This window comes from Pseudomonas sp. NY11955 (assembly GCF_048068035.1).
In the GTDB taxonomy this organism is placed as follows: Bacteria; Pseudomonadota; Gammaproteobacteria; order Pseudomonadales; family Pseudomonadaceae; genus Aquipseudomonas.
On sequence record NZ_JBLUPS010000006.1, the window covers coordinates 321,348 to 343,795 of the forward strand.

18 protein-coding genes and 2 pseudogenes are annotated in these 22,448 nt (G+C 62.8%); 9 read left to right on the plus strand and 11 right to left on the minus strand.

From position 1 onward, the window contains the following. Window positions 1–111: 111 nt before the first annotated feature. On the minus strand, window positions 112–1,698 hold the full coding sequence (locus ACNFBR_RS14305; RefSeq protein WP_416735498.1) for a rhodanese-related sulfurtransferase: 1,587 nt from the start codon (window positions 1,696–1,698) through the stop codon (window positions 112–114). Continuing rightward, the gene (locus ACNFBR_RS14310) at window positions 1,695–2,303 is read right to left on the minus strand and encodes a cysteine dioxygenase (protein ID WP_416735499.1); all 609 of its coding nucleotides are present in this window, start codon (window positions 2,301–2,303) and stop codon (window positions 1,695–1,697) included. Before ACNFBR_RS14310 ends, ACNFBR_RS14305 begins: the two co-directional genes overlap by 4 nt. 194 nt (window positions 2,304–2,497) lie before the next feature. Here ACNFBR_RS14310 and ACNFBR_RS14315 point away from each other — a divergent pair, with 194 nt between their 5' ends. Then, complete coding sequence (locus ACNFBR_RS14315; RefSeq protein WP_416735500.1) at window positions 2,498–3,433, plus strand: ABC transporter substrate-binding protein; 936 nt, start codon at window positions 2,498–2,500, stop codon at window positions 3,431–3,433. A gap of 132 nt (window positions 3,434–3,565) precedes the next feature. After that, a complete protein-coding gene (locus ACNFBR_RS14320) occupies window positions 3,566–4,873 on the plus strand; it encodes an LLM class flavin-dependent oxidoreductase (RefSeq protein WP_416735501.1) in 1,308 nt (435 codons plus the stop codon). On the opposite strand, the gene ACNFBR_RS14325 is transcribed toward ACNFBR_RS14320, so the two are convergent. Continuing rightward, window positions 4,867–6,057 (minus strand): type II secretion system F family protein, encoded by a 1,191-nt coding sequence (locus tag ACNFBR_RS14325; protein ID WP_416735502.1) that lies wholly within the window; start codon window positions 6,055–6,057, stop codon window positions 4,867–4,869. The two genes, ACNFBR_RS14320 and ACNFBR_RS14325, sit on opposite strands and share 7 nt — an antisense overlap. Window positions 6,058–6,068: 11 nt before the next feature. Continuing rightward, window positions 6,069–6,494 carry a type II secretion system major pseudopilin GspG gene (gspG, locus tag ACNFBR_RS14330; protein WP_416735503.1) on the minus strand — a complete coding sequence of 142 codons (426 nt, stop codon included), beginning with the start codon at window positions 6,492–6,494 and terminating at the stop codon, window positions 6,069–6,071. A gap of 185 nt (window positions 6,495–6,679) precedes the next feature. On the opposite strand from gspG, the gene ACNFBR_RS14335 reads away from it, so the two are divergent. The 4 genes from ACNFBR_RS14335 to ACNFBR_RS14350 all read left to right on the plus strand — a co-directional run bounded on the left by ACNFBR_RS14335 (window position 6,680) and on the right by ACNFBR_RS14350 (window position 12,040). Then, window positions 6,680–7,273 carry a lytic transglycosylase domain-containing protein gene (locus ACNFBR_RS14335; RefSeq protein WP_416735504.1) on the plus strand — a complete coding sequence of 198 codons (594 nt, stop codon included), beginning with the start codon at window positions 6,680–6,682 and terminating at the stop codon, window positions 7,271–7,273. A 126-nt stretch (window positions 7,274–7,399) separates the two neighbouring features. Next, window positions 7,400–8,860: a sensor histidine kinase gene (locus tag ACNFBR_RS14340; protein ID WP_416735505.1), complete on the plus strand. Its 1,461-nt coding sequence runs from the start codon at window positions 7,400–7,402 to the stop codon at window positions 8,858–8,860. 290 nt (window positions 8,861–9,150) lie between these two features. Continuing rightward, window positions 9,151–10,644, plus strand: a complete 1,494-nt coding sequence (locus tag ACNFBR_RS14345) for a sensor histidine kinase (RefSeq protein ID WP_416735506.1) — start codon at window positions 9,151–9,153, stop codon at window positions 10,642–10,644. Beyond that, window positions 10,613–12,040 carry a sigma-54-dependent transcriptional regulator gene (locus ACNFBR_RS14350; protein WP_416735507.1) on the plus strand — a complete coding sequence of 476 codons (1,428 nt, stop codon included), beginning with the start codon at window positions 10,613–10,615 and terminating at the stop codon, window positions 12,038–12,040. Before ACNFBR_RS14345 ends, ACNFBR_RS14350 begins: the two co-directional genes overlap by 32 nt. A 143-nt stretch (window positions 12,041–12,183) precedes the next feature. On the opposite strand, the gene ACNFBR_RS14355 is transcribed toward ACNFBR_RS14350, so the two are convergent. The 3 genes from ACNFBR_RS14355 to ACNFBR_RS14365 all read right to left on the minus strand — a co-directional run bounded on the left by ACNFBR_RS14355 (window position 12,184) and on the right by ACNFBR_RS14365 (window position 14,574). Then, window positions 12,184–12,486: a hypothetical protein gene (locus ACNFBR_RS14355; protein ID WP_416735508.1), complete on the minus strand. Its 303-nt coding sequence runs from the start codon at window positions 12,484–12,486 to the stop codon at window positions 12,184–12,186. 84 nt (window positions 12,487–12,570) lie between these two features. Continuing rightward, window positions 12,571–13,923, minus strand: coding sequence for a GntP family permease (locus ACNFBR_RS14360; protein ID WP_003253832.1), 1,353 nt, complete (start codon window positions 13,921–13,923; stop codon window positions 12,571–12,573). 111 nt (window positions 13,924–14,034) lie between these two features. Beyond that, entirely contained in the window at window positions 14,035–14,574 is a 540-nt protein-coding gene (locus ACNFBR_RS14365; protein ID WP_416735509.1) for a gluconokinase, read from the minus strand. Between the two features lie 207 nt (window positions 14,575–14,781). Here ACNFBR_RS14365 and ACNFBR_RS14370 point away from each other — a divergent pair, with 207 nt between their 5' ends. From ACNFBR_RS14370 to ACNFBR_RS14380, 3 genes and pseudogenes are all read left to right on the plus strand, one after another. After that, complete coding sequence (locus ACNFBR_RS14370; protein WP_416735510.1) at window positions 14,782–15,801, plus strand: LacI family DNA-binding transcriptional regulator; 1,020 nt, start codon at window positions 14,782–14,784, stop codon at window positions 15,799–15,801. 263 nt (window positions 15,802–16,064) lie between these two features. Continuing rightward, window positions 16,065–16,742, plus strand: a pseudogene (locus tag ACNFBR_RS14375) (PAS domain-containing protein); the annotation flags it as partial. 105 nt (window positions 16,743–16,847) lie between these two features. Further along, window positions 16,848–17,279, plus strand: a pseudogene (locus tag ACNFBR_RS14380) (methyl-accepting chemotaxis protein); the annotation flags it as partial. Here the strand turns inward: ACNFBR_RS14380 and ACNFBR_RS14385 are convergent. From ACNFBR_RS14385 to cobM, 4 genes are all read right to left on the minus strand, one after another. Continuing rightward, window positions 17,254–20,526, minus strand: coding sequence for a transporter substrate-binding domain-containing protein (locus ACNFBR_RS14385; protein ID WP_416735511.1), 3,273 nt, complete (start codon window positions 20,524–20,526; stop codon window positions 17,254–17,256). The pseudogene ACNFBR_RS14380 and the gene ACNFBR_RS14385 sit on opposite strands and share 26 nt — an antisense overlap. 13 nt (window positions 20,527–20,539) lie before the next feature. Continuing rightward, on the minus strand, window positions 20,540–21,154 hold the full coding sequence (locus tag ACNFBR_RS14390; RefSeq protein ID WP_416735512.1) for a response regulator: 615 nt from the start codon (window positions 21,152–21,154) through the stop codon (window positions 20,540–20,542). A gap of 222 nt (window positions 21,155–21,376) precedes the next feature. After that, window positions 21,377–21,619 (minus strand): DUF1272 domain-containing protein, encoded by a 243-nt coding sequence (locus tag ACNFBR_RS14395; protein WP_416735513.1) that lies wholly within the window; start codon window positions 21,617–21,619, stop codon window positions 21,377–21,379. A gap of 66 nt (window positions 21,620–21,685) precedes the next feature. Further along, window positions 21,686–22,438 carry a precorrin-4 C(11)-methyltransferase gene (gene cobM / locus ACNFBR_RS14400; RefSeq protein ID WP_416735514.1) on the minus strand — a complete coding sequence of 251 codons (753 nt, stop codon included), beginning with the start codon at window positions 22,436–22,438 and terminating at the stop codon, window positions 21,686–21,688. Between the last annotated feature and the right edge of the window lie 10 nt (window positions 22,439–22,448).

Below are 22,448 nucleotides of genomic sequence, written 5' to 3' on the forward strand. Positions count from 1 at the left end.
CAAATCCCACAGGAACAATTGGCCCGAAACAAATGTAGGAGCGAGCTTCGCTCGCGATGCGCCGCGCGGGCGGCGCTCGATCTCACAGGCGCTGGAATAATTGCGGCGGACTCAGCTCAATACGCTGAACCCATGGGTACCATCGCGTTCGAGCTGTGCAATCAGCCCGAACTCCCAGTCCAGATACCCCTGCATGGCCTCACGTGGATTATCAGTGCCTTCATAGGGCCGGCGATATCGGTCAGTTCGTGCCACCGCCAGGTGGGTTTCGCCACTTTCCAAGGGTTTGCCTGCCGCAATCCAGCGCGCCGTGCCGCCTTCCAATACGTACACAGGAGTTTGCGTAAGCGCCTGCAGATCCACTGCCGCGAAGCGCGCCAGCAGGCTGCTACCGCAGGTCAGCACGTAGCGCTCGGCAACTGGCAACTGCTCCAGCACTTGCGGCAACTGCGCACGGATCGCCCAATGGGCGCCTGGAATGTGGCGTTTCACGTAGTTGGCACTGCTGGTGAAGTCCAGCAGCACCGTGCCTGGCGCTTGCAGCCAGGCGTTGAGTTGCTCGACGCCGATCTCGGTGACCGCGGGCAGAGCAGGCTGCGGTGCCTGCCACTCGCCGGTCTCGCTGAAGTCTTCCGCCGACACCCCATCGAGCACAGCCACCTGCCAACCCATCTGCGCCAGCCACGAGGCACTCATGTTGGCCCGCACACCGTCGTCATCCACCAACACGATGCGCGCCCCGCGCACGCTGGCGACATGGTCGGTTTCCTGCACCAGTTGTCCGCCCGGCACGCTGCGGCTGGCCGGCAGGTGGCCGTGGGCATATTCCTCTGGGGTGCGCACGTCGAACAGGTAGGTGGTGCGGTGTGTTTCAGCCTGCCAGACGGCCAGGGCGTTGAGCGCCAGGCGCAGCACACCGGCACGGTCGGCTACATCGCGGGCACGCTGGGCGGCGTCGATGCGGGTGTCGTCGCTGACCGCTGCAAAACGGCGCTCCTGGCCGTGGGCCAAGGTTTGCCCGGCCAGGGTCCAGCCAATGGTGCCGTTGCGCAGGGCGGCCACCGGGTTGGGGATGCCGGCATTGACCAGCGACTGGGTGCCGATGATGCTGCGGGTGCGCCCGGCGCAGTTGACGATGACTTGGGTGGCGGGGCTGGGCGCCAGTTCGGCAACCCGCAGCACCAGCTCGGCGCCCGGCACGCTGATGCCTCCAGGAATGCTCATGGTCTGGTATTCGTCGAAGCGGCGGGCGTCGAGCACCACCACATCGGCTTTGGCGTCGAGCAACGCCTGCACCTGCTCGGCCGCCAGTGACGGGGTATGGCGCACGCTTTCCACCAGCTCGCCAAAGGCCTTGCTAGGCACATTGACGTCGCGGAACAGCTCGCCACCGGCAGCGCGCCAGCCGGCCAGGCCGCCATCGAGCAACGCGACATCGCCGTAGCCCAGAACCAACAGGCGTTCGGCGGCCTGGGCTGCCAGGCCTTCGCCGTCGTCATACACCGTGATGGCGGTATCACGCCGGGGCACGCGGGCGTAAATTTCCAGTTCGAGCTTCGACAAGGGGATGTTGGCGGCGAACAGCGGGTGCGCCTGGGCGAACGGGTCTTCCTCGCGTACATCGATCAGCGCCAGTTCTTCATGGGCCAACAAGGCCCGGCGAATAGCGTGGTAGGAGCGGGTGGCAAGGGTACTCATGGGGCAGGGTTCTCTTTGGACAGGTCCCAGATGTTGGGCAGAAGGCTGTTGGAGTAGCCGGAAATGAACGGTTTTTCAGTGCCGTCGGGCAGGTAAACCGCCCGGCTGACGGCGCCAATGTTGGCGCCGTACACGTGAATACTGATCGACACCCGGTCATCAAAGGCATTGCTGACTTGGTGGATATCGCCAATGCGGGGCGATACAGCCTCGACGTGGCCGGGCTCGATACGCACGGGTTGGCCCGCCGGCAGCAAGGCGCCCTGTTCGCCACGGGCAAAGCCTTGCGAGTATTCGGCGCCACGCAGCATGCCGATCAGGCCCCATACCCGGTGGTCGTGAATGGGCGTCTGCTGGCCGGGCCCCCAGACGAAACTGACGATGGAAAAGCGCTGGCGCGAATCGCAGTGCAGCAGATATTGCTGATAGCGGGCTGGATCCGGTTGCGCCAGTGTCTCCGGCAACCAGTCGTCATGCGCGACCAGGCTGCGCAGCAAGCCTTGACCCTGGTCAAGGAGGGTGGCTTCGTCGGTTTCCCGGTCCAGTAGTTGCGAAAGCGCGTCGATGAACTGGCGCAAGCGCTCGAAGCGTAGGGGTTGGCTCATGGTTGAGGCTCGGGTGACGGTTTCGCTTAACCCTAGCAAATGCGTTTAATATTCTCAAAAGTAAAAATATGCATAAGCTAATATGCATAAAGTGCATTTACAGATTGGCCGATCTGTTTTCAAATGAACCCTCAATCTACGAGACCGCACGGGCGGATCGGCCTTATGTACCCAGACGGTACCTGGAGACGAACGTGCGATACCTCAAGCAATTGGCCGCCGGTGTGCTGGCCAGCTCCCTCAGCCTGGCCGCTGCCGCACAAACCCTGGTGGTCGGCGACCAGAGCTTCAACGCCCGAGCCGTGATGGAGGCGGCCGGCGTGCTCGAAGACCTGCCGTATACCCTGGAATGGAAACAATTCACCGCCGGCTCGCCGGTGGCCGAGGCACTGAACGTGGGCAGCCTGGACATCGGCCTGCTCGGCGATGCGCCGCCGTTGTTCCTGGGCGCGTTGGGCGCGCCGATCAAGGTGATCGCGGTTAGCCGGCAGAACCTCGATGGCGTGGCCATCCTGGCACGCAAGGACTCGAACATTCACAGCCTCGAAGACTTGCGCGGCAAGCGCGCGGCGATCTGGAAGGGCTCGTGGAGCCAGCAGTTGCTGTTCAGCGCGCTGGACAAGGCCGCCGTACCGCGTGATGCCCTGGAGTTGCGCTACCTCAGCGCCCTGGACGCCTCGCACGCCCTGGATGGTGGTTCGGTGGATGTCATTGCCACCTGGGAGCCTTATGTCACTCAGCAGGAGCGCCAAGGGGCGCGGGTGCTGGCCACGGCTGAAGGGTTGATCCCGGCGCAGAGCTTCGTGGTGGCCAATGCCAAGGCGGTGGAGGCCAAGCGGGCGCAGATCAGCGATTTTCTCCAGCGTTTGAAAAAGGCCCGTGAATGGACCTTGAGCGACCCGGTGCATACCGAAGCCTATGCCGATGCCTGGGCCAAGCGCACCCGCGCCGACCGTGACATTGCCCGTGCCTGGTTTGCCAGGGCGCGTACCGATCTGGCAGCGCTGAACCCGCAGGTGATCGTGGATGCGCAGAAGACTGTGGACTTCTTTGCCGGGTTGGGGCTGATCAAGGGCTATCCGGCGGCAAGCTTGTTCGATACTTCGTTCGCGGCAGCGTTCGAGCACTGAGTTCTCCTGTACCGGCCTCTTCGCGGGCACGCCCGCTCCCACAGGTTCTTGAGCATTGTGCCCTCTCTGTGGGAGCGGGCGTGCCCGCGAAGAGGCCGGTGCAGTCACCAGCCATTTATCGGAGCAACATCCATGACCACGCGCAAGATCAAGCTGGGCGCCCTGACCATGGGTTGCGGCGGCCCCGGCCGGCACAACCTGTGGCTCGACCCGCAGTTGCCGGCCGATGCCAGCGTCAATATCGACTGGTACATCGACATCGCCCGCCAGGCCGAGGCGGCGCTGTTCGACTTGATATTCATCGTCGACAGCCAGTACATCACCCCTGGCTCACCGTCCCACTACCTCAACCGCCTGGAGCCGCTGACCCTGCTGTCGGCACTGGCCGTCACCACCCGCAACATCGGCCTGGTCGGCACCCTGACCACCTCCTACAACGAACCCTTCAACGTCGCCCGCCGCCTGGCCTCGCTGGACCTGATCAGCAAGGGGCGGGCGGGTTGGAACGTGGTCACCAGTGGCGACGCCGGCACTGCTGGCAACTATGGCCGTGACGAGCATTACGACTACGACACCCGCTACGCCCGCGCACAGGAGCATGTGGCGGTGGTGCAGGGCCTGTGGCGGTCCTATGAGGACGGCGCGTTCCCGCGCAATCGTGCGACCGGGCAATTCCTCGACCCCAGCCGCATGCATGCGCTGAACCACAAGGGTGAACACTTCTCGGTCGTTGGGCCGTTGAATATCCAGCGCTCCCCTCAAGGCCAGCCGGTCATCTTCCAGGCTGGCGACTCGCAGCAAGGGCGCGAGTTGGGGGCTGCCACGGCGGATGTCATCTTCACCCATGCCGCCAGCATCGAGCAGGGTCAGGCGTTTTACCGCGATGTGAAAGGCCGCGCCGCGCGGCTGGGGCGCGACCCCGAGCAACTGCTGGTATTGCCCGGGGCCGAGATCTACGTGGGCGACAGCGACGAGCACGCCCGCGAGATCGAACGCCATTACCACCAGCAGGACCACAGCTTCGAACTGGCCCTCAAGGAGTTTGGGCGCAATTTTGGCTGGCACGACTTTAGCCAGTACGACCTCGATGCACCTTTCCCGCAAGAAAGCCTGGAGCATGCGCGCAGCAGCTTTTTCACCAATGCCAAGCGCATCGCCGACCAGGCCCGCGAGCAGGGCTTGAGCCTGCGTCAGGCGGTGGAGTTCGGGCGTAAGCTGCGCCCGGGCGCCTTTGTCGGTTCGGCCGAAACAGTCGCGGCAAAGATGGCCGACTGGTTCGAGGCTCGGGCGCTCGATGGCTTCAACATCTACATCGGCCACCCAGAGCAGTTCCGCCGATTTACCCACGAAGTGGTGCCGTTGCTGCAGGAGCGCGGGGTATACCGCACGGCGTACGAAGGCAGCACGCTACGCGAAAGCCTGGGCCTGGCGATTCAGTGAATGCTCGAGGCCAGCTCGAAGATCGGCATGTACATGAGGATCACGATCAGGCCGATCAGCAGGCCGATGAACGTCATCAGCAGCGGCTCGAACAGTTTGACGAACCATTCCACCCAGCGGCCGATTTCCTGGTCATGGAAGTCGGCGCAGCGCTCCAGCATCTCGCCCAGGTTGCCAGACTGTTCGCCGGCCCGTAGCAAACGCAAAGACACTGGCGTAACCAGGTGCCCGGCCTCCAGTGCATCGGACAGCGGCAGCCCTTCGCCCACCCGCTGGCTGGCTTGCGCCAGGCCTTGCGCTGCTGCGCTGCCAAGCAGGCCGCGGGCCATGCCCATGGCGGTGAGGATGGGAATGCCGCCTTGCAGCAGAATGCCCAGCGAGCGATAGAAGCGCGCCAATTCGTACATCATCAAGCGCTGGTGCAGTGCTGGCAGGCGCCGCAGCTGGCAGGAGGCCCAGTGCCGTACACGTGGGTGGCGGCGTAGCAGCCAAAGCACCGTAACCCCGCCGACGGTGCCCAGCGCCAGCGGCAATTGCTGGGCATGCAGGAACAGGCCGATCTGCATCAGCACCCTTGATAGCCATGGCAGCTCGGTGCCCATGCCTTCGAACACCTGGCTGAAGCGCGGTACCACGTAGCCGAGCAGGAACAGCACCACGCCGCCACCCACCAGCAACAGCAGCAACGGGTAGACCGAGGCGCCCACCAGTTTCTGTCGCACCAGGTCCAGGCGCTGGCGATAGCTGATATAGCGGGTGAGGGCATCGCCTAGCGCGCCGGTGCGCTCGCTTGACTGCACCAGCGCCACATACAGCGGCGGGAAGACGCGCGGTTGCTGGCCCAGGGCCTGGGACAGCGAGCGGCCTTCGTACAACTGGCGTACCAGCTCGGCCAGCACCTTGCGCGTGGCTGGCGCCGGCGCCTTCTCGGCCAGGCTTTCCAGTGCGTCGATCAGCGGCAGACCGGCATTGAGCAGGGTCGACAGTTCCTGGCTGAACAACACCAGGTCAAACGCTGCCTCGCGGCGCCAGGCCATGCCGCGCAAGGCGCCACCGCTGCCGCGCAGGCTGAGCACGCGCAGGCCCTGGTCTTCAGCCTGGCGGCGAGCCTGCTCGGCGTCTTCGGCGTCGATCTGCAACTGCACCACGCCCTGCCTACCCAGGGCCTTGAGGCTGTAGCGCATGGCCGCTCTCCTTACTGCCAGCTGGTGATTTCGGCGTTTTCCCCGTCGCCACCCGGCTGGCCGTCCTTGCCCATCGACAGCAGGTCGTACTCACCGCCATTTTCGCCGGGTTGCCGGTAGATGTAAGGGCGGCCCCACGGATCTTGCGGCACGGCCTTCTGCAGGTACGGGCCGCTCCAGCGCGCCTCGCCACTGGGGGCGGCCACCAGCGCCTGCAAGCCTTGCTCACTGTTGGGGTAGTGGCCGACTTCCAGGCGGTACAAGTCCAGGGCCTTGCTCAACCCCTCGATCTGCGCCCGCGCCACTTTCGCTTCGGAGCGGCCCAGCTGGCTGAAGTATTTGGGCGCGACAATGCCGGCCAGCAGGCCGAGCACCACCAGTACCACCAGGAGTTCGAGCAGGGTGAAGCCACGTTGCGGGTTGGTTCTGCGCTGCATGGTGAAGCCCTCCACGGCCTTGGGACACGCGTTGACAGGCACCATGCAACAGCCGTGCACGTCTGCCTCGGGGCCTTGCGCCATGCGGCACGGGAAGCGGCACAGTGCTTGCGTCGTGGTCATTGTCCTCGGGTTTTCCGGGGCATTTCCCCCACTTTGGGGGCCACGACCAAGAGGCGACCGACATGCGTGGACTCATCCTCGGTTTGATCTGGCTGGCGGCAGGCAGTGCCCAGGCCGATGTATACATTTCCATCGATGCCAAGGGTGGCTACGTACTGACCAACGTCCATCGACCAGGACGCCACTATGAGAAAGTGATCAACGAGCCGTTGGCCCAGGGCGGACCGACCAATGCGCAGATGATCACGGGCCGCCCTTACGCCGAGGTGGTCGCTACGGCAGCACGCATCCACAACGTGCCGCCGGCGCTGCTGCATGCGTTGATAAAGGCTGAGTCGGGTTACAACCCCAAGGCCCGGTCACGGGCGGGGGCGGTGGGGTTGATGCAGCTGATGCCGGATACTGCACGGGAAATGGGTGTGGAAGACCGCCTGGACCCGGAAGACAACGTGCAGGGCGGGGCACGCTACCTCAAGCAGATGCTTACCCTGTTCGACAACGACATCACGTTGGCCGTAGCGGCCTACAATGCGGGCCCGGATGCAGTGCTGCGGCGCGGCGCCGTGCCGCCGTTCGCCGAGACTCGGCGCTATGTGCCCACCGTGCTGCGGGAGTACCGCAAGCTGCAGGGGTTGGCGGTTGATTCGCCGCTTTGAGGGGTTGCGGTTTCGCTGGGAATAGCTGGCTTGCTTAAAAGCCTGGGCGATCGTTGTGGGAGGTTCAAGCATTACCCTTTGGTCTGGGCTATAACCTTCTGAAGGTGCCCAGCTGTGGAGTCCACCATGGACCTCGCCCCTCGTTCCGACGCTCTTGACGTGCCTGCCGGTAGCGAACTGGCTACCCCGCACAAGCCGTTCAACCTGCTGCGCTGGTACGCTTGGGTCAGTTTGGCCATCATCCTGTCGGTGGCTGCCGGGCTGGGGCTGATTTCGAGCCGTTTCATCATTGACGAGAGCGTCGAGCGCGACGCTTTGCTCACCGCGCAGTTCATCACCTCCATTGCCGATGCCGAAGTGCGCCATGTGTCGATCCCCAATGTGCGCACCATGGGCGAACTGCTCGACCCGCGCACCGACCGCAGCAACTTGCCCGACGTCGACCCGGATGCCCGGCGCAAGGCTCGCGGCGAGTTCCTTGACCATATCGCCCACCTGCCCGATATGCTGCTGGCCAATATCTACGCCCCGGACCGCACGGTGATCTGGTCCAGCAACCCTGCACTGATCGGCAAGCTGATCGAAGGCGACGACGACCTGGAGCGGGCCTTCGAGTACAAGATGCGGGTCTCGGCCAGTTATCACAACTTCGAACAGGCCCGCGCCGAGCAGAAGTTCATTACCCCGCCCGAGCAGCTTTTCATCGAAAACTACATACCGCTGTTCGATGCCGATGGTGAGCAGGTCACGGCAATGGTCGAGATCTACAAGGAACCCCATGACCTGATCGTGCGCATCGAGCATGGCCTGATCCTGATCTGGTTGGCGATCACCGTTGGCGCCGCGCTGGTCTATATCGGCCTGTACGGCATCATGCACCGCGCCGCGCGGTTGCTGGCGGTGCAGCAGAAACGGCTGATCAGCAGCGAAACCTACGTGGCACTGGGCGAGGTGTCTTCGGCGGTGGCCCACAGCCTGCGTAACCCGCTGGCCAGTATTCGTTCGAGTGCCGAACTGGCCCAGGCATTCGATGATGGCCCGGCGCAACGCCAAGTCAACGACATCATCAACCAGGTCGATCGCATGTCCCAGTGGATCCGCCAGATGCTGCAGTCACTGCGCCCGTTGAACGACGAGGCAGTAGCGGTGGACTTGCCGCAGGCGTTGCAGGAAAGCCTGCAGACCTACGCCGTGCCGCTGGCACGCGATGGGATAAGCCTGGACCTGCAACCGTTACCGGCAGTGCAGGTGTTGGGGCACCCGGCGTTACTGCGCCAGGTATTCAGCAGCCTGATCGCCAATGCCCTGGAGTCGATGGAACAGGGTGGGCGGCTGCGCATCGAGGTCGTGCGGCAGAATCGACGCTACCTGACTCTGCGCCTGTCCGACAATGGCAAGGGCATGAACGAAGTACAGCAGCGCATGGCCTTCCGGCCGTTTTTTACCACCAAACAGGGTGGGCTGGGGGTGGGCTTGGTGCTGGTGAAACGCATCATGGAACGTTTCGGCGGTACAGTTAGACTCAGCAGTAGCGAAGGCCATGGCACCCGGGTTTCGTTGACTTTTCGCTTGGCTGATACGCTCTGAATGACGTTAAAAATATCAAATAAGTAATTGATTTATAAGTAATTTGTATTTTTGGGTGAAAATTACCCAAATGTGGGGAGTCTGCCTCATGCCAAGCTTTATAAAGTTTATGTAACCTCATGAAAAATAAGAAAATATTGTAATTTTTATTTGTCTGGCTAAGTTTTTGCTACGTGATCTGTGGAGCGCTACACGCGACAAATGGCAGCTGCGGCTGCCCAGGTGGATTGCAATCCAACGGCTTGGCCTTGATGCAATCCTGAACGGACGCCCTGCGCGGGAATCACGCGATGCAGATGCTGGAAAACGAAGCGCCCGACAAGGCCAATGCGACCGCCAGCGGTCTGGCCGTCCCCTTGCGTGAATTCAACCTGCTGCGCTGGTTTTCGGTCATCAGCCTGCTCATCATCGCCTCAGTGGCGGGTGGGCTGGGTTACGTTTCGACGCGCTTCGTGGTGCGCGACAGCGTGCAGCGCGATGCCATGCTTACCGCACAGTTCATTCAAGCCATGGCTCAGGCCGAGGTGCGCCATTCGCAGCTACCGCCGGGGACCACCATGGGCGAGTTGCTGGACCCGCGACTGGACCTGCAGCACCTGCAGTTCACCCCGGCGCTGGCCGAATCGACCCGGGTCGAGTTCCTCGACCATGTCGAGCACCTGCCGGATACCTTGCTGGCCAATGTCTATGCCCGCGACCGCACCATCGTCTGGTCAACCAATGTCGAGCTGATCGGCAAGCGGATAGAAGCCGACGGCGATCTCGATCGCGCCTTCCGCTCGCGCAAGGCGGTGTCGGCCAGCTACCACAAGGCCGAGGACGATCGAGAAGAGCAGAAGTTCCTGCGTGAACCGCGCTACTTGTTCATCGAGAACTACATCCCGCTGTTCGACAGCCAAGGCGAGCAGGTGTTGGCCATGGTGGAAATCTACAAGGAGCCGCAGGACCTGATCCGCCGTATCCAGCGCGGTTACGTGCTGATCTGGGCCTCGACCCTGGTGGGCGGCGCCTTGATCTACTTCGGGCTGTTCTGGATCGTGCGCCGGGCGGCGCAAATGCTGCACCTGCAGCAGGACCGGCTGGTGGCCAGTGAAACCTACGTGGCACTGGGCGAAATGTCGTCGGCGGTAGCCCACAGCTTGCGCAACCCACTGGCCAACATCCGCTCCAGCGCCGAGCTGGCCCAGGAAATCGCCAACCCTACTGCGCAGAAGAACATCACCGACATCATCAGCCAGGTCGATCGCATGTCGCGCTGGGTCCGCGATTTGCTCGTGTCGCTGCGCCCGACCAGCGACGAACCCGAAGCGGTAGACCTGGTGGCGGCCATCGAGGACACCCACCTGGCCTTCGCCCAACAGATCGAGCGCAATGGCGTGCGCTTTCATTTCGAAGGGCCTGATGTGCAGTGGGTGGCCAGCCAGCCGCTGCAGCTCACGCAGATTCTCAACAGCTTGTTTTCCAATGCCCTGGAGGCCATGCCCACCGGCGGCATGCTCAATGCCCAGGTCATTGTGCAGGAGGGCCTGCGTGCCGAGTTCGTGCTCAGCGATACCGGTAAAGGCATGAGCCAACAACAGGAGCGGATGGTGTTCAAGCCGTTCTTCACGACCAAGCAGGGTGGCCTCGGTGTAGGCCTGGCCCTGGTCAAACGCATCATGGAACGTTTTGGCGGCTCGGTCAGCCTGAGTAGCCGCGAAGAGGAAGGAACCCGCGTCAGCCTTACATTCAACATCGCAGCGGGAGGGGACCATGGAGCACAGCATCCTGGTGGTCGAGGATGATGAAATTCTCGCCGACAACATTCGCACCTACCTCAGCCTCAAGGGCTACGAGGTCACCGTGTGCCACAGCGCGGAGCTGGCGCTGGAGCAGATCAAGCGGGCCCAGCCCGACGCGGTGCTGACCGACAACTCGCTGCCGGGCATGAGCGGGCACGACCTGCTGCGTACCCTGGTGGCACAGGTGGCGGACCTTAAAGTGATCATGATGACCGGCTACGGCAATGTCGAAGATGCCGTGCAGGCAATGAAGGAGGGCGCTTTCCATTATCTGACCAAGCCCGTGGTGCTGGCCGAGCTCAAATTGACCCTGGACAAGGCCCTGGCTGCCGAGCGCATGGAGCGCACGCTGTCGTTCTACCAGGAGCGCGAGGCGCAGAAGTCCGGGCTGCAGGCGTTGATCGGCGAGTCGCCGGTGATGCTCACGCTCAAGCACACGCTGCGCCAGGTGCTCGATGCCGAAAGGCGCATGGCCAGTGACGACCTGCCACCGGTACTGATCGAAGGAGAGACGGGTACCGGCAAGGAACTGGTGGCCCGTGCCCTGCATTTTGATGGCTCGCGTAGCAAGGGGCCGTTCATCGAGTTTAATTGCGCCTCCATCCCCGCCAACCTGCTCGAGGCCGAACTGTTTGGTCACGAGAAGGGCGCGTTCACCGATGCCAAGGAGCGCCGGGTGGGGCTGGTGGAAGCTGCCGATGGCGGTACCTTGTTCCTTGACGAAATCGGCGAGATGGATTTGGTGCTGCAGGCCAAGCTGCTGAAGTTGCTGGAAGATCGCAGCATCCGCCGAATTGGTGCGGTGAAGGAGCGCAAGGTCGACCTGCGGGTGATCAGCGCCACCAACTGCAACCTGGAGCAGATGGTGCAACAGGGCAAGTTCCGCCGCGATCTGTTCTTCCGCCTGCGTATCATCGCCCTGAAGGTGCCGCGCCTGTATGCGCGAGGGCAGGACATACTGCTTTTGGCGCGGCACTTCCTGACCCACCATGGCCGGCGTTATGGCAAGCCGAACCTGCGCTTTTCTGCCGAGGCGGAAAGCCTGATGTTGGGTTACAGCTGGCCCGGCAATGTGCGTGAACTACGCAATATGCTGGAGCAGACTGTGCTGCTGGCACCGAACGAAGTGGTGCAGGCGCACCAACTGAACCTGTGCATGACCTTGATCGACGAGCCGTTGGTGCAGCAACCGGTGTCGGCGGTGTTCGAAATGCCTCGGCACGAGCCGGAACCCGGTACCAGCCTGCCGGACATGGAGCGTGACCTGGTGTGCAAGACGTTGGATCGTACGGACTGGAATGTGACCAAGTCGGCGCGGATGCTTGGGTTGTCGCGGGATATGCTGCGTTACCGTATTGAAAAGCTCGGCTTGACCCGGCCCGATAAGCGCCAATGGTAACTGTGGGAGCGGGCATGCCCGCGAATCAGGCGACACGGGAGGATGGCACCGGCTTCGCCGGTGTTCGCGGGCATGCCCGCTCCCACAGGGGTTGTGGGACCTTGTCGTCCTGAGCAAGGCAGTTAGGCTGTTAGGCAGTGTACTCAGGGGTTGCCGGTGCTCGTGCCGCTTTCACCTTGCCGCCCGCTACCTTCCGAGCCACTGCCATCCATGCCTGGCAAATCGCGGTTGTCATTCTGCTTCGCCGGTGGGCTTTGCGGGTCGTTGCCCTGTATGCGCGCATCGGTGTCCCGCGGCATGGGTTTTTCGATCGGGTTGAGGGTACTGTCCACGCCTGGTCGTGGCGCCGGGTTGTGCGGGTCGTCGGGGTAGGTCGGGCCGGTACCGACGGCCAGGGCCCATGGCGAGGCGAGCAGGGCAATCAACAGGATGCTTGAGCGGGGCATGGCAGGCTCCTTTGCTGCGGGTAGGGCTGATACTTCCTTTCGGCCCTAGCCGAAACCTCAGGGTGCCATTACCCCGATCAACGGTCACACCACCAACGACAGCAACATGATGAAGATGATGCCGACAATGGACAGGATCGTCTCCATCATGCTCCAGGTCTTGAAGGTTTCCGCCACGGTCATGTTGAAGTACTGCTTCACCAGCCAGAAGCCCGCGTCGTTCACATGCGAAAGGATCAGCGAACCGGCACCGGTGGCCAGCACCAACAGCTCACGGTTCACACCCGGAACCAGGTCGATCACCGGTGCGACGATGCCCGCACCGGTGATGGTGGCGACGGTGGCGGAGCCGGTGGCGATGCGGATCACCGCCGCCACCAGCCACGCCAGCATGATCGGTGAAATTTCTGCCTGCACGGCCATTTGCCCGATCACATTGCCGACCCCAGTGTCCACCAGCATCTGCTTGAAACCACCGCCAGCGCCGACGATCAGGACGATGGCGGCGGTTGGCGCCAGGCTCTGGTCGAGCATTTTCATGATCTGCTGGCGGTTGAAGCCGCGGGCTGAGCCAAAGGTGTAGAAGGCCAACAGCAGGGCGGCGAGCAGGGCGGTGATCGGGTGGCCGATCAAGTCCATCCACTGGCGCACGATGTGCTCGGCGGGTAGCACCACGTCGGCGAAGGTTTTCAGCAGCATCAGCGCTACCGGCAGCAGCACGGTGATCAGGGTAATGCTGAAGCTTGGCAGGTTGCCCTGATCGGACTCCTTGGCGATCTGATCCATCAGTTCCTGGGACGGGTTGCCCGGGATGTAGCGTGAAATGAAATTACCGAACAGCGGGCCGGCGATGATCGCGGTGGGCAGTGCGACGATCAGGCCGTAGAAGATGGTCTTGCCGATATCGGCATGGAAAATGCCAATCGCCAGCAATGGGCCCGGGTGTGGTGGCACCAGGCCATGCACCACCGACAGGCCGGCCAGCAGCGGTATGCCGATTTTCACCAGTGATACCCCAGAGCGCCGGGCGACGATGAACACCAGTGGAATCAGCAGCACGAAGCCGATTTCGAAGAACAGCGGGATGCCTACCAGGAAGGCGGCGAACATCATCGCCCAATGCACGTTCTTCTTGCCGAAGGCGCGGATGAGGGTTTGCGCGATCTGGTCGGCGCCACCGGAATCGGCCATCAGCTTGCCGAGCATGGTGCCCAGGGCGAGCACGATACCGACAAAGCCAAGAACGCCGCCAAAACCGTCCTGGAACGATTTCATGACCTTGGCCACCGGCATGCCGGAGGTCAAGCCAAGGAAGCCGGCAGCAAGGGTGAGGGCGACGAAGGGGTGGACCTTGAAGTGGGTGATCAGCAGGATCAGCCCGACGATGGTAACCAGCGCGTCGAGCAGCAGGAAGGTATCAGTAGCCAGTCCGAACATGGTGTGAAGGCCTCGGTCTTATCGTTGTTTTGGGCGTAGCTTTTTGCAACTTTCCCAGCATTTGCAGGGTGAGGTAGCGCTGTCTTTGGTGAGACGGAGAAGCCGCCAAGGTCAGGCGGTTTGCGCCAGGCCCGGCTCACCGCAGCGCTTTAGCCAGCGGTCCACCGCTTCGGCCAGTGCGTCGATGGGTTGGGTGGCGTCCAGCGCCAGCGTCAGTGGCTCGCCGCGTGGCGACTCCAGGGCGGCGAACTGGCTGTCGATGAGGCTGGCCGGCATGAAATGCCCGGGGCGCGCCAGCACGCGCTTTTCGGCCTCGGCTGGGGACAGTTCGAGGAACACGAACACCAGGCCAGGCATGGCATCGCGCAGGGTGTCGCGGTAGCGGCGCTTGAGTGCCGAGCAGGTCAGGATCGGGCGCTCCCCAGCTTGGCTGGTGGTTTGCAACTCCTCGCCAAGGCGCAGCAGCCAACCGGCGCGGTCGCTGTCGTCCAGCGGGATGCCAGCGCTCATCTTGCGGATGTTTTCGGCAGGGTGAAAAGCGTCGCCTTCGATCAGGCGGCCGCCACTTCTGGCAGCGATGGCGGCGCCGATGCAGCTTTTGCCGCATCCGGCCACGCCCATCACCACAATGGCGGACAGGGGAGAATTCATCAGTACCTCCTGCGGGGTGAGATAGCGCTGTCTCGTCATTGACGAACAGCCACCTCCCCGGTGTTATTGGTCTTGTCCTTACGCAGTATGGACGCCTGGCGGCTAGCGCGTGGTGGCTGCTACCAAAGATTACATTGCCTGCGTCCTGAGACAGCGCTACCTTAGTGGCCGTTCCCTCTCCTTGCAAGTAGTAAAATTACAACATCCATGTCCCGCATCGGCTCCCGCACTACAGGTCGTCCCACCCTGGCTGAAGTTGCCAGGCTTTCCGGGGTTTCCCCGATTACCGCTTCGCGCGCCTTGCGCGGGGTCAGCACAGTTGCGCCGGAGCTGGTGGAAAAGGTCGCCGCCGCAGCGGCGGCCCTCGGCTATGTGGCCAATCCGGCGGCCCGGGCACTGGCCTCGGCGCGCAGCCAGTCAGTGGTGGTGTTGATCCCGTCGCTGTCCAATCAGCTGTTCATCGACACCCTGGAAGCCATTCACGAGGTCATGCGCCCGCGTGGGCTCGAGGTGCTCATCGGCAACTATCACTACGACCTTGCCGAAGAAGAGAACTTGATTCGCAATTACTTGGCCTACCAGCCCTGCGGCATGCTGCTGACCGGTTTCGAGCGCAGCGATGCCGCGCGGCAGATGCTGGCCGCTAGCGGCGTGCCGTGCGTACACATGATGGAGCTCAATGGCGAGCCAGGTGCCTTGTCGGTCGGTTTCTCGCAGCAGCAGGCCGGGCGCGCGGCGGCCCATCACCTGATCGAGCGCGGCTGCAAGCGCTTGGCATTCATCGCTGCGCAGCTCGACCCGCGGGTGATGCAGCGTGCCGAGGGCTTTCGCCAGGCCTTGGCCGAGGCCGGCTTGCAGGCTGCCGAGCTGGAGGTGTTGGCGCCGGAACCTTCGTCGATTGCCTTGGGCAGCGCACTGTTCAGCCAGCTGATGCAGCAGTCGCCGGATGTCGACGGTATTTTCTTCTGCAACGACGACCTGGCCCAGGGGGCGATACTGCAAGCCTTGCGCCAGGGCGTGGAGGTGCCCCGCCAGGTGGCGATGGTGGGGTTCAACGACCTGCCTGCCTCGGCGCACATGGTGCCGCGGCTGACCTCGATTCGCACGCCTCGGGCTGCCGTTGGTCGGGGCGCGGCACAGGCGCTGTTGGCGCTGCTGGACGGCAAGCGGGTGACGAATGCGCAGCAGGACCTGGGCTTCGAGCTGATGGTGCGAGAAAGCTCCTGATTTCAAGGCTGGCATCAGCGCGCTTGCGCGGGGCGTTCAGCCTTCGAATGACCGGGCCAGTCATGAAAATGTAGTAACTACAAAGTGATAGCACTGTGCTTGCACGGCGCTAACGGCGATCTATGCTCAGGACACCGCGCATAAAGGAGCCCGGCGTCATGTTTGATTTCCATCGCAAATCTGATTTGGTAGAAATCCAGCGCAGCCACCAGGCTTTGGCCAACGCACAAGCCAAACTGGCTGCGATCAGCCGTGCCATGGCGATGATCGAGTTCGCCCCCGATGGCACCATCCTTGATGCCAACGAGCGCTTTTGCCAAGCCATGGGCTACAGCGCCGATGAACTTCGGGGCAAGCACCACCGGCTGTTCTGTGAGCCAGACTACGCAAAGAGCGCCGAATACCAACAGTTGTGGCGCGAGCTGGGGCAGGGCAAGGCCATCAGCGGTACTTTCGAGCGTATCGACAAGGCCGGCCGCGAGGTCTGGCTGGAAGCCAGCTACATGCCGGTAGTGGATGAACAACGCCAAGTCACCAGTGTGATCAAGGTGGCATCCGACATCAGCCAGCGGGTGATGCTGGAGCACGAGAGCGAAAGCCTGCTCAAGGCCATCAGCCGTTCCATGGCGGTGATCGAGTTCACCCCGCAAGGCCGAGTGATCAAGGCCAACCAGAACTTCCTCGACACCATGGGCTACCGCCTCGATGAAGTGGTCGGCCGCCACCACGGGCTGTTCTGCCTGGCGCATGAGCGCGAGTCGGCCGAGTACCGTGAATTCTGGGCTTCGCTGAACCGAGGCGAATACCACTCGCACCGCTTCGAACGCATCAACAAGCAAGGCCAGACGGTCTACCTTGAGGCCTCCTACAACCCGATCTTCGACAGCAAGGGCCGTCTGTACAAAGTGGTCAAGTTTGCCAGCGACATCACCCATCAGGTCTGCACCCAGCAAAGCGCAGCAGACGCAGCCCATGCCAGCTCGGTGCAAACCGATGCCTGCGCGCGCAAGGGCACCGAAGTGGTGCAGCAGACGGTGCAGGTGATCGAGCAGATTTCCCTGGAGCTGAATGATGCCGCACGCAGTATCGATGCGGTGAGCAAGCAGTCGGATGTGATCGGGCAGATTGTGCTGACCATTCGCGGCATCGCCGATCAGACCAACCTGTTGGCCCTCAATGCAGCCATCGAGGCAGCCCGTGCCGGCGAGCACGGGCGCGGCTTTGCCGTGGTGGCCGATGAGGTGCGTAACCTGGCCGCGCGCACCAGCAAGGCCACCCTGGAAATTGTCGATGTGGTCCGGCAGAACCACGACTTGTCACTCCTGGCAGTGGCCAGCATGCAGTCAAGCCTGAATCGCACTGGTCACGGCGTGGCGCTGGCCAATGAGGCCGGTACGGTGATCATGGAAATTCAGCAAGGCTCACGGCACGTGGTGGATGCCATCAGCCAGATCAGCTCGACGCTGCAATTGCATTGAGCGCATCGCGCATGTCGTCGAGCAGTGCCTGCAGGCTGGTTTGCAGTTGCGCGCGCAGCTCGACGGTGGGCAGCCCCTGTGCGTGAGCGTGTTCGATGGCTTCGCAGTCCTTGACCACGGTGCGCACCCTGATCATCTTGGCGCCGCCCTTGATGCGGTGAGCCAGGGCATGCACGGTCTCATCCGGGGCGTCTGCAGCGAGGGCGCCCAAGGCGGCCAGGTCTTCGCCGACGCTGATTGACAGTTGTTCGAGCAAATGACGAGTCAACTGTTCGTCGTCCTGGGTCAGGTGGCGCAATTCGGCCAGGTCGAATCCACTGCGGTGGTGGGCCGGCGGCTGTGGCTGAGGGCGGACCTGGGGTAGATGGGACTTGAGTGTGCGCAGACCAATCGGTTTGAACAGGCATTCGTCCATGCCGCTGGCCAGGCAGCGGGCACGCTCCTCGGCCTGGGCATTGGCGGTAACGCCGATGATCCGGCACGCTGGCAGGCCGCTTTCGGCCTCAAGCGCGCGAATGTGCCGGGTGAGCTCGTGGCCGTCCATGACCGGCATGCTGCAATCGGTGATTACCAGCTCGAAGCGCGTGGCCTGCCAATGTGTCAGGGCGACTTGGCCATTTTCCGCCAAGGTCACCCGATGCCCTAGGGTATGCAGTTGCCGCTCAAGCAACAGTAGGTTGGCGGGGTAGTCGTCGACCACCAGGATATTCAACGGGCCGCCGCTGCTTTCATGGGCCGGCACATCCCGTTCGGCCTGTACCGGTGGTGCGCAGGTGGGCAGCTGCAGGTTGACTTGTACCCGGGTGCCGACGCCTTCGACGCTCTGCAGGCTCAAGGCGCCGCCCATCAGTTCGGCCAGGGTTCGGCTGATGACCAAACCCAGGCCTGCACCTTGGCGGGCCCTTGGGCCCTCTGCCTGAACGAAGGCATGGAACAGCCGCGCCTGGTCGGCGGGGCTGATGCCAATGCCGGTGTCGCGCACATTCAGCTCGATGGCCAGCGTGCCGTGGCCGGCAACCTTGGGCAGCAGCAGGCTCGCCTGCACTTCACCACGGTCGGTGAACTTGATGGCGTTGCTGATCAGGTTCGACAGAATCTGCTTGAGTCGCAGCGGATCAGCCAGCACCCAGACAGGTTCGCCAGGCAGCTCACCGTGCAGATGCAGGCGCTTGGCCCGGGCATTGCCTTCGAACACCCGCAGCGTGGTGCGCACCAGGTCGACCAGGTCGGTGGGCACGGGCTGCAGGCTGATGTGCCCGGACTCGATCCGGGAAATGTCGAGAATATCGCCAATCAACTCAAGCAGGCCGATCGCCGAATCGTGGGCGGTCTGCAAGGTCTGGAGGTCACAACGGCCACTGCGGCCGTCTACCAACGCCAGCTCCAGCAGGCCGATCACGGCATTCATCGGGGTTCGGATTTCATGGCTCATGGTGGCCAGGAAGGTACTTTTGGTCTGGCTGGCCTGTTCAGCGTCATCCTTGGCTTGGCGCAGTTGTTCAAGGAGCCCGCGGCTCAGCGTCAACTGTGACTGCAGCGCGTGCTGGGCCTCGGTGCGTTGGTTGATCAGCTTGCGCAGGTAGCTGTTCCAGAACACCACGCCGGCCAGCAACAGGGCCGACAGCACCAGCACTTGCAAAGCCAGAGTACGGTAGTCACGCCATGGGCTGTCGCTGACCAGGGTGCTGGTACGCCAGCGGTTGATCAACTGGTCCAACTCTTCGGGCGGAATGCTCAATAGCGCCTTGTCGAGGATGGCCTGTAGCTGGGGCTGGTCGGCGGCGACGGCGAAAGCGGCAATGGCCGGGTCGTCGTCGAGGACGCTGGCAATGCGCAAGCGATTCTTGAACACATGGCTGATGTAGTAGGCCGCATTGATATGGTTGCTCAGTGCGACGTCGGCGCTGCCATTGGCCACGGCCTCCATCAGACCGAGCGGGTTGTCCACTTCGACCAGCGTGGCGTGCGGGTAGCGCCGTTGCAACATGGCCAGTTGCGGTGAGCCGCGCACCAGGGCGATGCGCTGGCCATCCAATGCCATGGTCTGAACAGGCGATGCCTGGTCGATGCGGGTGACCAGCACCCGTGGGCTGACCAGATAGGGGCGGGTAAAGCGCAGTTGATTAGCGCGCTCCGCGCCATAGCCGAGGGCACCGATCATCAGCGCATCACCGCGGCTGAGGCGTTCGACCATGGTGTAGGCCGACGTGCTTGCGACGGGGGTGAATTGCAGCCCTGTGCGCAAGCCGATCTGCTTGAGCAGGTCGAGGGTAATGCCACTGGGGTGTTGCTGGGTGTCGTTGAACGTGAGTGGCGCCAGCGAAGTATTGATCAGTACGTTGACGGTGGGGTGCGCGGCGATCCAGGCGTGTTCTTCGGCACTGAGGGCGGTCAGGTGGCGCTGCAGCAGCAGGCTGGTGTTTCCGCTGCTCCAGCGGCGCAGAATGTTCAGGCGTTCGCTTTCGCTGATGCGCGCCAGTGCTTTGTCGACCAGTTGTAGCAAGCGTGCGTGGTTGCTGGCCACGGCGAAGGCGAACACCTCGGGGACTGCATGGGAGAAATGATCGATTTTCAACGTGCCTTGAAAACTTTTGCCGATCGTGAAATCGGTGCTGAGGGCATCGCCCAGGTAGGCGTCAGCCTCGCCCAGCTCCACCGCAGCAAGCCCGGCCAGGGTCGAACGGTAAAGGCTCAGTTGCGCCTTGGGGTACAGACTGCGAACGCTGCTGGCTGGCAAATAGTGATCGACCATGGCCAGGCGCAGGCCGGCGAGGTCGGGTGTGCTTTTCAGGCTGCGCCCTTCACGGGTGACGATCACCGGCAGGTCGTCAGCGTAGGGGGTGCTGAGGTTGAGTTGGGCGTCCGCCGCCTCGAAAGCGTTCGAGCTGCCCAGCAGGTCAATGCGGCCGTCACGCAGGGCGGTGATAGCCTCGTGACGGCTGTCAAAGCGCCGCACTTCGATGGCTATACCAAGCTGTTCGCCGATGATGCCTGCGTAGTCTGCGCTAAGGCCCTCATAGTCGCGTTGGCTGATATTGATCTCGAAGGGCGGGTAGTCGGGGCGTGATGTGCCCAGAACCAGATATGGGCGTTGCTGCAACCAGTGGCGATCGTCTTCGGACAACACCAGTGGGGCGCTGGCGCTGACCGAGCGGGCCAGCAGTTGGCGGGGTTCGCTGCTGGCCTGCAGCGCAGTAGCGTTGGCCAGGCCGATGGCCAGGAGGGCGCTCGCCAGCAGCTGCTTCATGGGCGTCGGTTGCTCAATAGACGCTGTTGCGCTTGGCCAGGTCGACCATTTCAACCAGTGATTCAGTCTTCAGCTTTTCCATGATTCGGCCCCGGTAGGTGCTGATGGTCTTGGCGCTGAGGTTCATGCACGTGCCGATATGCTTGTTGTTTTCGCCGCGCGCCAGGCGCCGCAGTACTTCCATTTCCCGGTTGGAGAGGCTGGCCAGGCGGACCGGCTCGCTTTCCAGCGAATTGCTGTTGACCGACATCTGCGGAAAGGTCGAGTACCCCTTGACCAGGGCCTTGAGGGCAAACAGCAGCGCTTCGTGGTCCTCTTCCTTGGTGACGAAGGCACCGATCCCGGCGTCCAGGCAGCGGCGCACATACAGGTCGGTGGCCTGGCCGGTCAGCACCATGATCTTCGGTACCGGTTCCAGGCACTGCAGGCGTTTGATCACTTCCATGCCGTCCAGGCCAGGCAGGCCGATGTCGAGAATGACCACGTCCGGGCGCAGTCTGCGGGCTTCCTGTGCCACTTCACTGCCATCGCCGACTTCGCCGACGACATGGAAGCGCTCACGCTCGAGCAGTAGTCGCAAGGACAGCCGGACGATGGGGTGGTCGTCGACGATCAGCACGGTTGTCATGTGGAAAACTCCTGTAGGGATGTGGTCCGCTTCCTGGATCACACAGGAATACGTTTACAAGTGGTGTTATCGGAAGCGCTGCACGATACGACCATTCCCGAAGTTTGGTAATGCCGAGTATAGAGGTGTTGAAAGTCCTCGTAGTTGTTGTTGAAAAGTCCTACACAAAACGGAAAAGACATCACCGCTCGCAAAGCGGTGATGTCAGGGTTTTGCCATGGCTCAGGTGCAGGCTGCGTGCGGTTTTTTTACGCGCAGGGTCGAGGCGGGGTTGTTGGCCAATGCCTGGCCCACCCGGGTCGGGCGGGCCACCAACTGGCCGGTGCAGTTTGGGCAACGGCCTTGAAAGCGGGTTTCGGCACAGCTACGGCAGAACGTGCATTCAAAGGAGCAGATCAGAACATCGGGGCTGTCACCCGGCAGGTCGGTATCACAGCACTCGCAGTTGGGGCGTAGTTCCAGCATGGGCATGGCTCCTGTTCGCAGGCGGGAACTGGGAGTCTGCAATGCTCCGTGCAAGGCTGGCAATGCTCAGTTGCCGGGGCGATACAGGTGGGCATGCCCGGCACGGTACAAGGCCGATTCGGCGAACGGCGCATCGCCCAGCACATGCCCTACCAGTATCAGGGCCGTGCGCCGGAAGTCCTTGGTTGCCACGCGTTCAACAATATCGCCGAGATTGCCGCGCACCCAGTCCTGGTCTGGCCAGGTGGCGCGATGCACAACCGCTACCGGGCAGAGCGCGCCGTAGTGCGGCAGCAGTTCATCGACAATCCGCGACAGGTGTTTGACCCCCAGGTGAATCGCCAGGGTACTGCCATGGCGCGCCAGATCGCTCAGTTGTTCGCCAGGCGGCATTGGCGAGCTGTCGCCATAGCGGGTAAGGATCACCGTCTGCGCCACGTCCGGCAAGGTCAGTTCGCAGCCAAGCAGGGCAGCGCTGGCTGCCGTGGCGGTGACTCCAGGGATGATCTGGTAATCGATACCCAGCGCCTGCAGGTGGCGGATCTGCTCGCCGATGGCACCGTACAGGCTAGGGTCGCCGCTATGCACCCGGGCTACGTCCAGGCCTTGCTCGTGCGCGCGTTGCATGGCCGCGACAATCTGTTCCAGATGCAGTTCGGCGCTGTTGATCACGGTCTCGGCCTGGTGACCTTCGAGCACGGCTGCGGGCACCAGCGAGCCGGCATAAATGATCACCGGGCATTGGCGAATCAGCCGTTGGCCCTTGACCGTGATCAGGTCCGGGTCGCCGGGGCCGGCGCCGATGAAGTAGACGGTCATGGATAGTCCT

Coding starts and splice junctions, on each gene's coding strand:
- ACNFBR_RS14305 (WP_416735498.1), bottom strand. CDS start 1,698: ATGAGTACCCTTGCCACCCGCTCCTACCACGCTATTCGCCGGGCCTTG.
- ACNFBR_RS14310 (WP_416735499.1), bottom strand. CDS start 2,303: ATGAGCCAACCCCTACGCTTCGAGCGCTTGCGCCAGTTCATCGACGCG.
- ACNFBR_RS14320 (WP_416735501.1), top strand. CDS start 3,566: ATGACCACGCGCAAGATCAAGCTGGGCGCCCTGACCATGGGTTGCGGC.
- ACNFBR_RS14325 (WP_416735502.1), bottom strand. CDS start 6,057: ATGCGCTACAGCCTCAAGGCCCTGGGTAGGCAGGGCGTGGTGCAGTTG.
- gspG (WP_416735503.1), bottom strand. CDS start 6,494: ATGCAGCGCAGAACCAACCCGCAACGTGGCTTCACCCTGCTCGAACTC.
- ACNFBR_RS14335 (WP_416735504.1), top strand. CDS start 6,680: ATGCGTGGACTCATCCTCGGTTTGATCTGGCTGGCGGCAGGCAGTGCC.
- ACNFBR_RS14340 (WP_416735505.1), top strand. CDS start 7,400: ATGGACCTCGCCCCTCGTTCCGACGCTCTTGACGTGCCTGCCGGTAGC.
- ACNFBR_RS14345 (WP_416735506.1), top strand. CDS start 9,151: ATGCAGATGCTGGAAAACGAAGCGCCCGACAAGGCCAATGCGACCGCC.
- ACNFBR_RS14350 (WP_416735507.1), top strand. CDS start 10,613: ATGGAGCACAGCATCCTGGTGGTCGAGGATGATGAAATTCTCGCCGAC.
- ACNFBR_RS14355 (WP_416735508.1), bottom strand. CDS start 12,486: ATGCCCCGCTCAAGCATCCTGTTGATTGCCCTGCTCGCCTCGCCATGG.
- ACNFBR_RS14360 (WP_003253832.1), bottom strand. CDS start 13,923: ATGTTCGGACTGGCTACTGATACCTTCCTGCTGCTCGACGCGCTGGTT.
- ACNFBR_RS14365 (WP_416735509.1), bottom strand. CDS start 14,574: ATGAATTCTCCCCTGTCCGCCATTGTGGTGATGGGCGTGGCCGGATGC.
- ACNFBR_RS14370 (WP_416735510.1), top strand. CDS start 14,782: ATGTCCCGCATCGGCTCCCGCACTACAGGTCGTCCCACCCTGGCTGAA.
- ACNFBR_RS14385 (WP_416735511.1), bottom strand. CDS start 20,526: ATGAAGCAGCTGCTGGCGAGCGCCCTCCTGGCCATCGGCCTGGCCAAC.
- ACNFBR_RS14390 (WP_416735512.1), bottom strand. CDS start 21,154: ATGACAACCGTGCTGATCGTCGACGACCACCCCATCGTCCGGCTGTCC.
- ACNFBR_RS14395 (WP_416735513.1), bottom strand. CDS start 21,619: ATGCTGGAACTACGCCCCAACTGCGAGTGCTGTGATACCGACCTGCCG.
- cobM (WP_416735514.1), bottom strand. CDS start 22,438: ATGACCGTCTACTTCATCGGCGCCGGCCCCGGCGACCCGGACCTGATC.